Source organism: Streptococcus sp. Marseille-Q3604 (assembly GCF_916619785.1).
GTDB lineage: Bacteria > Bacillota > Bacilli > Lactobacillales > Streptococcaceae > Streptococcus.
Genome location: NZ_CAKAKM010000001.1, coordinates 198995 through 211859, shown reverse-complemented (window position 1 = coordinate 211859; position 12865 = coordinate 198995). Strand labels below are relative to the sequence as shown.

General features: G+C 40.5%; 13 protein-coding genes. 2 read left to right on the top strand and 11 right to left on the bottom strand.

All coding sequences use genetic code 11. The annotated features are described in order from the left end of the window. The first annotated feature begins 12 nt into the window (after nucleotides 1-12). A complete protein-coding gene (locus LG375_RS00925; RefSeq protein WP_002886251.1) occupies nucleotides 13-711 on the top strand; it encodes an amino acid ABC transporter permease in 699 nt (232 codons plus the stop codon). Between the two features lie 11 nt (nucleotides 712-722). Beyond that, nucleotides 723-1373 carry an amino acid ABC transporter permease gene (locus LG375_RS00920; protein WP_225745092.1) on the top strand — a complete coding sequence of 217 codons (651 nt, stop codon included), beginning with the start codon at nucleotides 723-725 and terminating at the stop codon, nucleotides 1371-1373. A gap of 76 nt (nucleotides 1374-1449) precedes the next feature. On the opposite strand, the gene LG375_RS00915 is transcribed toward LG375_RS00920, so the two are convergent. From LG375_RS00915 to pelF, 11 genes are all read right to left on the bottom strand, one after another. Then, nucleotides 1450-2331, bottom strand: a complete 882-nt coding sequence (locus LG375_RS00915; RefSeq protein WP_201041512.1) for a DNA/RNA non-specific endonuclease — start codon at nucleotides 2329-2331, stop codon at nucleotides 1450-1452. Between the two features lie 61 nt (nucleotides 2332-2392). Then, nucleotides 2393-2581 carry a DNA-directed RNA polymerase subunit beta gene (locus tag LG375_RS00910; RefSeq protein WP_003097027.1) on the bottom strand — a complete coding sequence of 63 codons (189 nt, stop codon included), beginning with the start codon at nucleotides 2579-2581 and terminating at the stop codon, nucleotides 2393-2395. Between the two features lies 1 nt (nucleotide 2582). After that, nucleotides 2583-3854 carry a UDP-N-acetylglucosamine 1-carboxyvinyltransferase gene (gene murA, locus LG375_RS00905; RefSeq protein WP_064525319.1) on the bottom strand — a complete coding sequence of 424 codons (1272 nt, stop codon included), beginning with the start codon at nucleotides 3852-3854 and terminating at the stop codon, nucleotides 2583-2585. Between the two features lie 67 nt (nucleotides 3855-3921). Then, the gene (locus tag LG375_RS00900; protein ID WP_002890830.1) at nucleotides 3922-4158 is read right to left on the bottom strand and encodes a DUF1146 family protein; all 237 of its coding nucleotides are present in this window, start codon (nucleotides 4156-4158) and stop codon (nucleotides 3922-3924) included. Nucleotides 4159-4349: 191 nt separating this feature from the next. Next, complete coding sequence (gene galE / locus LG375_RS00895) at nucleotides 4350-5363, bottom strand: UDP-glucose 4-epimerase GalE (RefSeq protein ID WP_225745091.1); 1014 nt, start codon at nucleotides 5361-5363, stop codon at nucleotides 4350-4352. A gap of 14 nt (nucleotides 5364-5377) precedes the next feature. Continuing rightward, nucleotides 5378-6799, bottom strand: coding sequence for a DUF4832 domain-containing protein (locus LG375_RS00890; protein WP_225745090.1), 1422 nt, complete (start codon nucleotides 6797-6799; stop codon nucleotides 5378-5380). Next, nucleotides 6792-7463 (bottom strand): DUF4956 domain-containing protein, encoded by a 672-nt coding sequence (locus LG375_RS00885; RefSeq protein WP_002890827.1) that lies wholly within the window; start codon nucleotides 7461-7463, stop codon nucleotides 6792-6794. The genes LG375_RS00890 and LG375_RS00885 overlap by 8 nt, the downstream gene beginning before the upstream one ends. Before the next feature lie 49 nt (nucleotides 7464-7512). Next, complete coding sequence (locus LG375_RS00880; protein WP_225745089.1) at nucleotides 7513-8241, bottom strand: polyphosphate polymerase domain-containing protein; 729 nt, start codon at nucleotides 8239-8241, stop codon at nucleotides 7513-7515. Continuing rightward, nucleotides 8231-9997, bottom strand: a complete 1767-nt coding sequence (locus LG375_RS00875; protein ID WP_037601164.1) for a CotH kinase family protein — start codon at nucleotides 9995-9997, stop codon at nucleotides 8231-8233. The genes LG375_RS00880 and LG375_RS00875 overlap by 11 nt, the downstream gene beginning before the upstream one ends. Continuing rightward, entirely contained in the window at nucleotides 9994-11445 is a 1452-nt protein-coding gene (gene pelG, locus LG375_RS00870; protein ID WP_225745088.1) for an exopolysaccharide Pel transporter PelG, read from the bottom strand. Before pelG ends, LG375_RS00875 begins: the two co-directional genes overlap by 4 nt. Further along, nucleotides 11445-12851, bottom strand: a complete 1407-nt coding sequence (pelF, locus tag LG375_RS00865; protein WP_225745087.1) for a GT4 family glycosyltransferase PelF — start codon at nucleotides 12849-12851, stop codon at nucleotides 11445-11447. Before pelF ends, pelG begins: the two co-directional genes overlap by 1 nt. Nucleotides 12852-12865: the final 14 nt, after the last annotated feature.

Sequence of the window (12865 nt, the reverse complement as noted above, 5' to 3'; positions counted from 1 at the left end):
AGTCCTGAATTTATGTATCTTTTAACTGAAACGGCTAGTCCTTTCGCTCTTGAACGTTGGGCTGCTTTCTTCGCTAACTTTGGACAATTTGCCAAAGGTTTCTTCTATACCCTTGGCATTTCGATTGGTGCCTTGATTGTTGCCCTTCTTCTTGGGCTCATCTTTGGGGCTATGAGCTCTACTCACAACAAGGTTCTTCGCGGTATTTCACGTGTTTATGTCGAAATCTTCCAGAACACACCCTTGCTTGTCCAATTCGTGGTCGTCTTCTATGGAATTTCAATCTTGACTGATGGCCATGTCATGATCCCAATTTCATTGACAGCCATCCTTTGTGTGGGGGTCTACACAGGAGCCTATATCTCTGAAATTATTCGTACAGGTATTGAGGCGGTTCCTAAAGGTCAAACCGAAGCGGCTTTGTCTCAAGGATTCACCTACGCTGATACCATGCGTATCATTATCTTGCCTCAAGCAGTCCGTACTATCTTGCCACCGTTAACCAACCAAGTGGTTAACTTGATTAAGAATACTTCTACAGTTGCCATTATTTCTGGGGCTGATATCATGTTCACTGCTAAGGCTTGGGCTTATGATACCACTAACTATGTGCCGGCCTTCGCTGGGGCTGCCTTCCTCTACTTTATCATGTGTTTCCCTCTAGCTACTTGGGCACGTCGTAAAGAAGAAGAGAATAAGAAAGCTTACTAAGGAGGTTCACTATGTCAGAAGTTTTATCAGCTACTAACCTTAAATTCTTGGCACAAGGGATGTGGACGACCCTTTACTTGTCTTTCTTCATCATTGTGCTGTCTACCTTGTTCGGAACTATTCTGGCGGTTATGCGTAACGGAAAGAATCCTATTCTTCGTTGGATGGCTTCTATCTACGTTGAGTTCGTTCGTAACGTTCCTAACTTGCTTTGGATTTTCATTATCTTCTTGGTCTTCCAGCTTAAGTCTACAGCGGCAGGAATTACCTCTTTCACGGTCTTCACTTCAGCTGCCTTGGCGGAAATCATTCGTGGGGGACTGAACTCTATCGACCATGGCCAAACGGAAGCCGGCTTGTCTCAAGGGTTTAACAACAGACAAATCTTTATTTACATCATCTTCCCACAAGTTATTCGTAAGATGTTACCATCTATCATTTCTCAATTCGTAACAGTCATCAAGGATACTTCTTTCCTTTACTCTGTTATCGCCTTACAGGAATTATTTGGTAAGAGTCAGATTTTGATGGGTGGTTACTACGAACCAAGCCAAATCTTTACCTTATACGGTATTGTGGCTTTAGCTTATTTCGTGGTTAACTTTGCCATCTCTAGCTACTCTCGCTACCTCTCTAAACAATGGGAGCAAGCTAGTGAATAAAACAAAAAACTCACCTGAGGGTGGGTTTTTGTTTTCTGGATACTAAAAACGACTCCAATCCGAGTCGTTTGTTGCTTTAATTCACCGTTACTTTTCCTGAATAATAATCTAGGGTAATCCCTTCTTGTACATTTGGAACAAAGACATTGAACTCAAGTGAGCTATCAGCTGACTTGGCTTCAAGGTGTGATCCTGATGGAATGAGGTTATCTCCTTCATAAATGAGGGTAACACGGTAACGGACACGTTTATTTTTATCCTGAGCTTTTCGTACCAGACTTTCATAATAGTTTTGTCCTGTAGAACTTTCGCTATTAGCTTGGTTAGCCCAAGCAGTTTGAACGGCAATATTTTCTGGATTTGAAGTCGAGGCATCAAATCCTTTGAGACCACCTACAAGTGCATAGCCCAACAAATGACCTCTATCTACGGCATGGCTATACTCTCCTGAAAGATTGTGAACTTGATGCCATCCCGCAGGTGTCCAAGAGGTTGAGCCATTCCCTGTTTCTTGACGATTTTTGTACTGTCTGGTTGCTTTACTTAATAAGGCATTCGCAACTGTAGGAACCGTTTGTCCTTGAACCGTTTTGACTTGGTTATTGGCATAGGGTTGGCTAGAAACCTTAGCATTTAGATTAGTCTTATTACCATTAACAATATAAGCCCCTGCCCCATTCCATTCAATGGAGTTTCCTAGTTGACTCTTGACGGAGCTAGTCATCACTGACTCAGCAAGCTGCTCTTGTGGCGTAGCCTTTCCATTTGTTGAACCGTTTGATTTAACGGAGTTATTGGATTTTCCCGAGACTAGACTAGCTACCTGCTTGATTGGATTATTAGGCGATAGCTTATTGCTCGTCCCAATGTAACCTAAAACTGCAATCAAGACCGCTATTAGTAACGAGACTAGCTGACGTTTCTGTTTATTTGTTAAAGATGTCTTTCTTTTTGCCATTGTTCTCTTTCTTTTATATGAATGTCATGACTAAAGGAGCGGGATTACTTCCCACTCCCTTTTATTTTCCTGTAAATTTAGCAACAATTGCCTGCCAGGTTTCTGGTTTTAAGATGCTTATAGGATCCTTGCCCTCTCCTAAAACAGCATAGCCAATCATCAATCCGATTGCTAGAAAAGCAAGGCCAATCACACACACACTCAAAACAAGTAATAATTGACGAAAAACATAGCCTTTACCAGTTTCCATACTAAGCCTCACTTACACGTGAAATATTTGCTCCTAGTTTAGCTAGTTTCTCATGGAATTGATAGTAACCACGATCCAAGTGTGTCAACTTACCAACAGTAGTTGTTCCTTCAGCCACCATCCCTGTAAGAATTAGTGCTGCCGAAGCTCGAAGGTCAGTAGACATAACTTGAGCACCTTGAAGTGGCAAACCACCGTGAATCATAGCCGTATCACGAAGGATTTCTGAATGAAGTCCCATACGACGCATTTCTTCTAAGTGTTGGAAGCGATTCTCAAAGACTGTTTCAATCATGGTTGATTCCCCGTTTACCACTGCCATAAGTGCTGTAAATTGAGCTTGCATGTCAGTTGGGAAACCTGGGTGAGGTAGAGTTTTAACGGTTACTGGTTTCAATTGTGAAACATCAGATTTAACACGAATACCGCCGTCTTCTTCCTTAACATAGACACCCATTTCCAATAATTTTGAAATCAAAGGACGGTTATGTTCCCAAATAGCATCTTTGATAAGGACATCACCAGAAGTCATGGCTGCTGCTACCATAAAGGTACCTGCTTCAATACGGTCCTGAACAACTGCATGTTTAGTACCATGGAGAGCTTTAACACCTTTAATCACGAGTGATTCAGTTCCAGCACCTTTGACATCTGCTCCCATCTCGTTAAGAAGAAGGGCCAAGTCAACGATTTCTGGTTCACGCGCAGCATTTTCAATGGTTGTAACTCCATCAGCCAAAGTGGCTGCCATCATAAGGTTTTGAGTGGCACCGACAGATGGAAAGTCCATATAAATAGTTGCACCTTTTAGTTTTTCTGCTGTCGCAGTGATGTCACCACCAACTTGGGTAATTTTAGCACCCATTGCTTCTAAACCTTTGAGGTGGAGGTCAATCGGACGGCTACCAATCGTACAACCACCAGGCATTGAAACCTTCGCGTGGCCATTGCGGGCAAGAATTGGTCCAAGTACTACGATAGACGCACGCATCTTGCTCACATACTCATATGGCGCCTGATCGAGAATTTCTCCACTAGCATCAACGACAACGGTATTGTTTTCCTCGTCAAAGTCTACAGCAATATCTAAACCACGAACAACATTATTCATCGTGTAAACATCTGACAAGATTGGAACATTAGTTAAGGTTGTTTGACCTTCCGAGGCCAAGATAGTCGCTGCCAACAAGGGTAGGACAGCGTTTTTAGCACCTTCAATGACAACCTCACCACTTAATCGAGTGTTGCCACCCTGTACAATAATTTTATCCATAAGGATTCCTTTCAAGGGTCAATTTCATCTTTTTATATTATATCAAAAGTCTTTTAAATTCACTAATTTAAGATATTGAGCTAGCCATATTCTGTCCAAAAGCTAAAACCGACAGAATAAAGGAACTGATAAGATAGCCTAAGGCAATACTGATAAAGAGCAAAAAGAGTTTCAATTTACCAGTATTTTCAATCGGATTTTTGATGATTTTTGCCCAATCAAAGAGGCTAATCAGCATGTGGTAGCTCAATCCTATAAATACAAGGTGACTCGCCAAAGTGACGAATTGATTAATAATAGTCATAACTTCATTATACCATAGAAAGCTAAGCTAAAACATAAAAAGAGGGTGAGACAGTTCTAAATCTGTAATCATTTAGTGACTGCTTCCACTCCTCTTCTCTTTATTTTTGAAGCTACTAGATTAGGGATACTTTAAAATAATCTAGTGCTTATCTTACACTCTCTAGGGACTGATAATTTGAGTTATGCAACTTAGTCTTCATAACCGTTAGGGTTAGTCGTTTGCCAACGCCAAGAATCTCTAACCATTTCCTTCAAGGTCTTCTTAGCTTCCCAGCCAAGAACTTCTTTGGCCTTTTCAGGAGAGGCATAGCAAGTAGCAATATCACCAGCACGACGTCCTTGAATACGGTATGGAATAGCAACCTTGTTTTCAGCTTCGAAAGTCTTAACGAGATCCAATACGCTATAACCATGTCCAGTACCCAAGTTGAAAATCTCAGCACCTTTATGACTCAAATTATATTTGACAGCAGCCAAGTGACCTGAGGCCAAGTCAAGGACGTGAATGTAGTCACGCACACCTGTACCATCTGGAGTTGGATAGTCATCCCCAAAGACGTTAAGCTCAGGAAGTTTACCAATAGCTACCTGTGTAATATATGGCATAAGGTTGTTTGGAATACCGTTTGGCAATTCCCCAATCAAACCACTTTCATGAGCACCGATAGGATTGAAATAACGAAGATTTGTGACTGACCATGACGGATCTGAAGCCGCTACGTCTGTAAGAATTTGTTCCATCATCAACTTAGTATAACCATATGGGTTGATAGCTGATGTTGGCATATCTTCCGTCATTGGAGAAGGATTATTGGTACCGTAAACTGTTGCACTTGAACTGAAGACGATGTTTTTAACATCATATTCTTTCATTTTTTCAAGAAGAGTAATGGTACCACTGATATTGTTTTTATAATATTTCAAAGGTTTTTGAACAGATTCCCCCACTGCCTTGAAGGCCGCAAAGTGAATAACTAACTCAATATCTTCACTTGTAAAAACCTTATCCAAAAAATCAGTATCTAAAATGGAACCTTGATAAAATGGAAATTTTTTACCAGTAATCTTTTCCAAACGTTCAAGAACTGCTGGCGAACTATTTGAAAAGTCGTCAACTAAGACTACATCGAAACCTGCATTAAGGAGTTCAACGGTTGTGTGGCTACCGATATAGCCAGCTCCTCCTGTAATTAAAATAGACATTTATTTTTCCTTTCTTACTTGTCAGTGCCTTTTTGATCCTTTTGAATCGTTGCTAATTTAGGCATGACTTCTCCTTCAAAACCTTTCATGGCAAAATGAACCGAAGGCTCTTGTGTCATTGGAGATAGAATTCCTAGCTTCACCTGATAATTCTGATCTTTGGAATAGGCGAAACTTGCCATAAGTTCAGTTGTTTGATCTGGAAGCAATTCTGACAAACGACAATCAAGTTGTTGGGCTTGAAGAACCTTGCCATTAGCATTACACAAGTATAATACCACAGGCCAATCCCCATATAAAGGGGCAACCCCAGAATTTTCCAAATTAAGGGTAATTTCAACCTTGCTCTCTCCTTTGGAAATTCTCAAACCTGATACCCAGAGGCGGTAGCCCATGTTTTTCAAGAGTTCCTTATAAGCAGCTTGCCCATCACCAATATCTTCAGCAACCTTTGGACCCAAGAAGGTCAAATGAGCTGCTTTGGCTTCATCTGTAAGCTCGTCTAAGTTATTACCAAGTAAGGTAGACATAGATTGCGAACTTGTCAATTCACCTCCGATTGGTGCTTTCTCCCAGGCCTTAGGCATAGCTTTCAAGGCAGCTTGCTCTTGGGTTTGATCGTATGCGCCACCATTTTGGATCCAATTTAACCAGGTTTTAGTTGCTGATTTGTCTCCAAAGACATCATTGTAGATTCCAAAATCACCTTCCAAACCTGTATCAAAAGGTCTTCTCATAAGAATCTTTGCTTTAGGAAAGGCTGGTTGAAACGGAGCAATGTAGTCCTTACGAACTTCTTTTCGTGGCAATTGGCGAATGCCCGCATCTGAGTGAACATGCCACTCACCCCAGTGGCCTAGGCCACCAAGCTCGATGTAGGCGATAAAATCATCATTGCCCCAACGCTGTCCCATAGCAGTAACAGCATCTTTATAGTATTTTCTAAGCAGTTTATTTTGGTAATTTGGTGAAAATCCCTTACCGTAGGATGTGCTATAAGCATCTCCAAGGTCAGAAATTTCATTTCCCAACCAGTCAGGGATATCCTTATGACTTGATTTGCCAGGGTAATCTAGCAAGAAACGTAAGACGACCTGCTTGCCTTCTTTCTTCCATCGTTTAAACTGGTTACTTTCTTCAATTGTTTCCCAGTTATAGTGGCCCTTTTTAGGTTCCAATTCTTTCCATGTAATATCAACATAGACAAGGTGAACGTCTTCAGAAACTGTTTTTTCTTCAGCTGAAGGGACATAACCCATGAGCGGATTCCCAAAACTCTTGTCTGAAAGCGTATATTCAAACTTGGTACCTGTGTTTCTGGTATTCAAATACACAAAAATGGCATAAAGACCACTTGTAATAATGATTAGACAGATGACGAGCCAAAGTTTCTTCTTTCGACTACTCCAACTTTTCTTCTCACGTCTTCTAGCCATGGTATTCGCCGTTGTATTGGATCAGTGTAAGGTCTTTGACACCTTCGATAGATTTAATGTTTTCAACGAAGGTAAGGTCGTTATTTTTCACAAAGACTTCAATAGCCATCTCAACACTGTCTTTTCGCATAGTTTCAGACTTGATAAAGTGCTTGATGCGACCAAGTTCTTGAATAACTTTGTCACCTGTATGCTCACCATCAAAGTGAACCACAGCGATATACACCTTACCAGTCTCTTGCAAGCGGCTAAAGACAATAAGCATCAGTAGGATAACGATAGACGTTACAACGGCTAGGACATACATACCTGCCCCTACCGTAATCCCTGAGGTAATTGCCCAGAAAAGATAGAGCAAGTCCATAGGATCCTTAACTGCAGTACGGTAACGGACGATAGAGAGGGCACCGACCATACCAAGTGAGATAACGATGTTTGAACTGATTGCCAGTGTTACCATTGATGTGAGCAAGGTCATACCGACCAAAGTCATGGCAAAACTGCGTGAATAAATAACGCCTGTAAAGAAATGCTGGTAAACCTTATAGATAAAGGCTCCAATCAACAAGGCAAGTAGCAAGACGATAACAATACGAAACGGTGACTGCGTCGCATAGTTATCAGACTGCAAAATAGATTTTTTTATAAAGTCTTGAACACTCATAAATTCCCCTTTTTATACTAAGTTCTTCCAAGCTTAGCACTTTTCCGATTTATATATTCCCATCTTCCCAGTATTCAAAACCATTTAGATACTGAGATTTTTCATAAGCCAATACGTACTTAGAGACAGCCATCATGTCTGCTTTCCCTGGCAAGACACTTTGGACAATCTTTGGCAGATACTCTGTATATTTAACTTCGAAAACCATCTTTTCCGGATCAATGACTGGAATTGTTGGTAAGTCCGGATCAAAAATATCAAAACTTCCAACCGCTACTCTGACATTTTGGTCAAAGGTTAAGCGAACTGTTCCAAAGTCATAAACCCACGGCTCTCGTTCATAATCAACGATGGTCCGTGGACGCATCATGTTACTAACACATTCATAGTAAAATTCCTGACAGAGAGGATAGGGACTTTTCAAGAGAAAGTCATAATCCCCATCAATGATTTTATAAAATTCTTCGACAGTTAATGGTGCATCCTCTTTCAGAATGTAGGTATCAACCTTTTTCTTACGCTCTAGTTTGATACTATTGGTCCCGAAATTGTAGATACGAATCCGATATTTTTTACGAACCAGAATACCTGCATCTTTTTCAGCATAGGCACTATTCCAATAGTCATCAAAGTAAAGACTTCGAATGGTATAACCACCATTTGTCGCATGCTTATCCAACTGAATCAAATGTTTGAAACGTTCAGTCAACAGGGATTTTTCTGGTTCACCAATGACGTATTTCAACTCATGGCGAAAGGGCTTCTCTTTAGTCTTCATAACCATCTACCCCAATTTTTCCATCTTCGAGGACAAAGAAGCTCATAATACCAAATTGTTTAGAGTTATCACTATTGACATAGTAATCAAAGGCACGTTGTGATTGTCCAGCCTCATTAGTTGCAGTCACACGTACGAAGTATTGTCCCTTAGGCAAGGTATCTGTTTCGGCACTTAGAGTTTTAAGACCAGATTTTTCAAAGACCTTGTCTTTAAATTCATAGTCTTTAGCTAATTCTACAGTGTAAGTCAACTTGCTGTTATTGAAATCGTAAGAGGCACCCCAACTTAATTTCAATTTGTTATTGGCCACTTCCGGCTTATTGATAAAGAATGGTTGTGGTTTTTCAAGACTTGTTTTATAAATCTTGTAGTTGTTCTCCAACTCATTTGGCAAATCTGCCAAAATCTTGTCGTAATTGTCAGGAGTTGTCTTAGCATGCATTTGGTCAGGCATCTTAGCTAGGTAAGGTCTAATGACTGCTGCGTATTCATTACTCATAGAAGTAATCTTGTCACCAGTAATTGTCTTACGTAGCTCATCCATCTTCTCATCTAGACCCTTGCGGAACTCTTTTGATTTGAGCAAACGTTGGAAAAGTTGGTTACCCCAATAGTTGCTGACACCGACTTCCCAGCTATTGGCTTGGTCGCTGTCCTTACTTACCAAACGACGTTCATTCTTCATCAAGATACTATCGTTATCCCAAGGAATGATGTACCATTTGGTTGAGTTTTGTGGGCTATAGAGATACATGTTACGACTCTGTGTATCATCATTACCAAGCAACATCTGGAAGGCCATCCAATATTGGATATTCTCAGGATCTACATACTTGTCCATGATGGTTTCGATCTTCACCGATGGATCGTTGAGCTTGGTTAGAAAATCAATAAGTTTGGTGTGATCATGGCTACCTTTGATTTCCAAAAGTTTCTCGAATTTATCCTTATCGAATTTAGGATCATCTTCTTTAACAATCGTATCTTCATAACGGAAGAATTCGAAGAAGTTTGGTTTATAAAGGTTGGCATTTTCATCCAGACCATGATCTTTCAGATAGTTTTTGTTAATCTGTTCGACTTGCGTGTAGAGACCATAATCTTCAAATTTACCTGAAGGATTGTCAGAGGTTTCATCTTTAACGTAGAGGTGAACAAAACTCGTTCTAGCACCCATGAGTTGTGGAATCTCTTCCATTAGATCATAGGACAACTTATTTCTAAAGCGAAGGGCTTCAGTCTGGTGTTTGTTAAGGTTGATCGTACGTTGACCGTTCCACTCACCCTTGTTCTTTTTAATCTTGATTTTGTAGTTCTTTTGGGCGTTCTTACTTGAACTTTCCCCACGAATCTGAACACTGGCATTTGGCACGTCTTGGTCATAACCTAACTCACCAGAGACAGGACCGTCCTCGTTACCAACTTGAAGGAGCCCTGCTACTTGATATCGTTTAACATGCATTTTCTGATAATCTTCAACGGAATATTGATTGACCTCAGACCATGAGTGATTTTGATTTTCTGTAGCATCTCCTCGACGTACTGTCAGGTACATGGTCGTTACCTTTGTATGATCCTTATCATAGAGACTCTTTTTGTCTCTTAAGTGTACATTAGAGATATCAGTGGCCGCTTGTTTATCTACTTTTTTAGTTGTCACACCGTTTTTTGTCTGTTCCTTGGTTCCACATGCTGTAAAACCAAATACCGTACAGAGCAACAAAACCGCTGCTAAACTCTTTTTCCTATTCATTTCCCCCACCTCTTTTGTATGTTTTCTAAACGCTCAGTCCATTTTTCAAAATAGCCCACGTCTTTCTTAGATACCATGGCTTGGCTTCCTAAGAAATGATACTGAAGATCACTTGTGTATTTATCGATTTCCTGACCACTTTCAAGGAAAAGAAGTAAAGAAGAAATCAAGAAGGCGTAACCGAGAAAGGCTGAGTCCAAGAACTGAGAACCAAAACTCAAAACTACTGTCAAAATAGCAAAGTGTTTGGCAAGTTTCTTGGCCCCCTTATAATCTGCAAAATACATCAATAGCAAGATATTTACATTACCAACAGCATAGAGACCATAAGCCAGACATAGCGTTAAAAAGTACCCATGCATTTGATTGTTAAAACCAATTGGTAAATAAGTCAAGGCCACGCTTCCGAAGAACATAATGAAAATTGTCGCTAGCAATTGTTTCCAAAAAACATATTTGAGTTCGTTACTCATGACATCCAGCATTTGAGTTTCAGCTTCCTGGATATCCGAAAGACTTCCCTCTTCATTGTAGAGGTTAAAATAACGTCGGAAATGCGGATAGAAGGAAACCTCGACAGACATAACGAAATTAAGTGTTGATACTAAAGTCGTTAAGTAGGCTAACATGGCTGGTACATCGTAGACTGGAGCTGTACGGAAGAAGCCGTCAAAACTCTTACTAATTGGCCCAAACCAGTTAATAATAATATGAGCAAAGAGGGCCACCAACATGTAAAGCCCTGTCTTGGCAAGATCAGAAAATTGATCAAACCATTTCAAAAACTCAAAGGACATTTTAAGATTAGATGGGAAATAGTCATGGATAAGACGAACCATCCAAAACATCATTCCACCGTATCCCAAACAAACACTTAGGAAGATACCATACTTTTGATGTAGGAAAATACTAAGTAACCCAGAGACAACCGTCACACCAATCGCTAAAAAGAAACCTTTGATAATTTCTTTATAGGATTTAATTGCTGTCAAGTAGGTAATGACATTCCAAACGAGACAGAGCTCACCAAAGAGCAAAACTCCCATAGCCACTTCTGCTAAGCTTCGACTAGCAAAGGCTAGATAGATCGCATAAAGTGGTGTTCCAATCATAAGCATCAAAGCACTCGACGCATAAAATGAAGGGATAATAGTCTCAAATTTTTTCTCGTAGAGCATGTCCGCAACAAAGCGAGTTACCACCAGAGAGAAGAGACTGGTAATCACGAGTGAAAAGATGATAGCGTAGGTTAAGTTCGAAAGAATATAATCACGCTCATGTTCACTGATTCCCGCTACCATTGTCAAAACAACGACACCAGCTGTAAGTAAAATCCCCAAAAGCATAGGACCGGTATAAACAATTCCAGCATAAGCGTAGGCCTTTTGTTTTGAAAAAAGGCTATCCTCGTTGTAAATTTTACGTAATTCAAATCCAATACCGGCCATTAAACAGCCACCTCCTCATATAAGCGTCGGTACTGACCGATCATTTGCGGATATTGATATATCGCTTCAACACGCTTACGCGCAATTTCACCCATTTCAAGACGTCTAGCATCATTAATCGCCATCTTCTTCATAGCTTCTGCAAGAGGTCCTGTACAAGTAGGTGGCGCACAAAATCCTGCAATCCCTAGATTGTCATCCTCACGACCTTCTAGCAATTCTCGACAACATCCGACATCTGTCGTCACACAAGGACGACTAGCCGCCATTGATTCCAAAACAGAAAGTGGCAAACCTTCAGAAAGGCTGGTCAAAAGCGTAAAATCAATTTTCTTCATATATTCTCGAATATTAACACGACCAGTGAATAGGAGACGATCTCCCAAATCCATCTTATCGGCCAAGCTAAAACACTCATCCGCATATTCTTGGTCATCTATACCACCCATGATATGCAAACGAACGTTTGGCACTTGCTGAGCCAGTTCGTAGAAAGAATACAACATGGTTTTGATGTCCTTAATTGGAGCCAAACGTACCACGGCTCCAATATCAATCCAACCATCTGGTTCTTTCAAAGAAATTTGAGAAAACGCATCGTAGTCAATCCCGTTTGAGATAACCTGACATTTCTCTGGATCACACCCCATCTCAATCTGAATTTCCTTGGCCTTAGTAAAGAGGCTGGTAATTTTTTGAGCATTTTGATAAATCGCATCAGACAACATATAGAAGAACCTTACCCACTGTTGGCGCATTGTAGGTAAAACCCACTTGGCACGAAGCAATTCTTCCTCACGTTCACGCGTATAAATCCCGTGTTCAGTTAAGAAGAGAGGTTTGTCATAAGTCAAACTTCCCAAAGTTGCAAGAATACCACCATAACCTGTAGAGATTGAGTGGTAAACATCTGCTTCAGGAGGTGGACAAGATAAAATATTTAAAAGTGGAAACAGCATAGAACGGATCGTGTGAAAAACATCTGAAAAAGATAGCTGCGTGTAGCGCTCACTACAGAGATCCTTCAAGACCTGAAAAAAGGCCTCACTACTCAAGAGATCGTTAGGAACGACCTTACCATCCTGTAAAATTTTAAACAAGACTTTCCAATCAGGTTGTTGACAAAAAACCATATCTTTAAGGGCTTGTTTTTCCTCATCTGTAAACTGATGTGGCTCTATGTCTTCTTCTTTATCTGGCACAACATAGTCCAAAAAGACTTCGTGTACTTCTACGACATTTTCAGGAAGTTCATAAACAAACTTTCCCTTTTGCTCATGTGTTGCCCCCACAACCCAGAGAACAAATTCATGCTCTTTCATTTCTGTAATATATTGATGCATCCAAGTAGAGACACCACCGTGAACATACGGATAGGACCCTTCAAGAATTAAACATATCTTCATCGGCATTTTCCCCT

Bases quoted from the DNA above. Each gene is read 5' to 3' on its own strand.
- LG375_RS00925 (WP_002886251.1), top strand. From the start codon at position 13: ATGTATCTTTTAACTGAAACGGCTAGTCCTTTCGCTCTTGAACGTTGG.
- LG375_RS00920 (WP_225745092.1), top strand. From the start codon at position 723: ATGTCAGAAGTTTTATCAGCTACTAACCTTAAATTCTTGGCACAAGGG.
- LG375_RS00915 (WP_201041512.1), bottom strand. From the start codon at position 2,331: ATGGCAAAAAGAAAGACATCTTTAACAAATAAACAGAAACGTCAGCTA.
- LG375_RS00910 (WP_003097027.1), bottom strand. From the start codon at position 2,581: ATGGAAACTGGTAAAGGCTATGTTTTTCGTCAATTATTACTTGTTTTG.
- murA (WP_064525319.1), bottom strand. From the start codon at position 3,854: ATGGATAAAATTATTGTACAGGGTGGCAACACTCGATTAAGTGGTGAG.
- LG375_RS00900 (WP_002890830.1), bottom strand. From the start codon at position 4,158: ATGACTATTATTAATCAATTCGTCACTTTGGCGAGTCACCTTGTATTT.
- galE (WP_225745091.1), bottom strand. From the start codon at position 5,363: ATGTCTATTTTAATTACAGGAGGAGCTGGCTATATCGGTAGCCACACA.
- LG375_RS00890 (WP_225745090.1), bottom strand. From the start codon at position 6,799: ATGGCTAGAAGACGTGAGAAGAAAAGTTGGAGTAGTCGAAAGAAGAAA.
- LG375_RS00885 (WP_002890827.1), bottom strand. From the start codon at position 7,463: ATGAGTGTTCAAGACTTTATAAAAAAATCTATTTTGCAGTCTGATAAC.
- LG375_RS00880 (WP_225745089.1), bottom strand. From the start codon at position 8,241: ATGAAGACTAAAGAGAAGCCCTTTCGCCATGAGTTGAAATACGTCATT.
- LG375_RS00875 (WP_037601164.1), bottom strand. From the start codon at position 9,997: ATGAATAGGAAAAAGAGTTTAGCAGCGGTTTTGTTGCTCTGTACGGTA.
- pelG (WP_225745088.1), bottom strand. From the start codon at position 11,445: ATGGCCGGTATTGGATTTGAATTACGTAAAATTTACAACGAGGATAGC.
- pelF (WP_225745087.1), bottom strand. From the start codon at position 12,851: ATGAAGATATGTTTAATTCTTGAAGGGTCCTATCCGTATGTTCACGGT.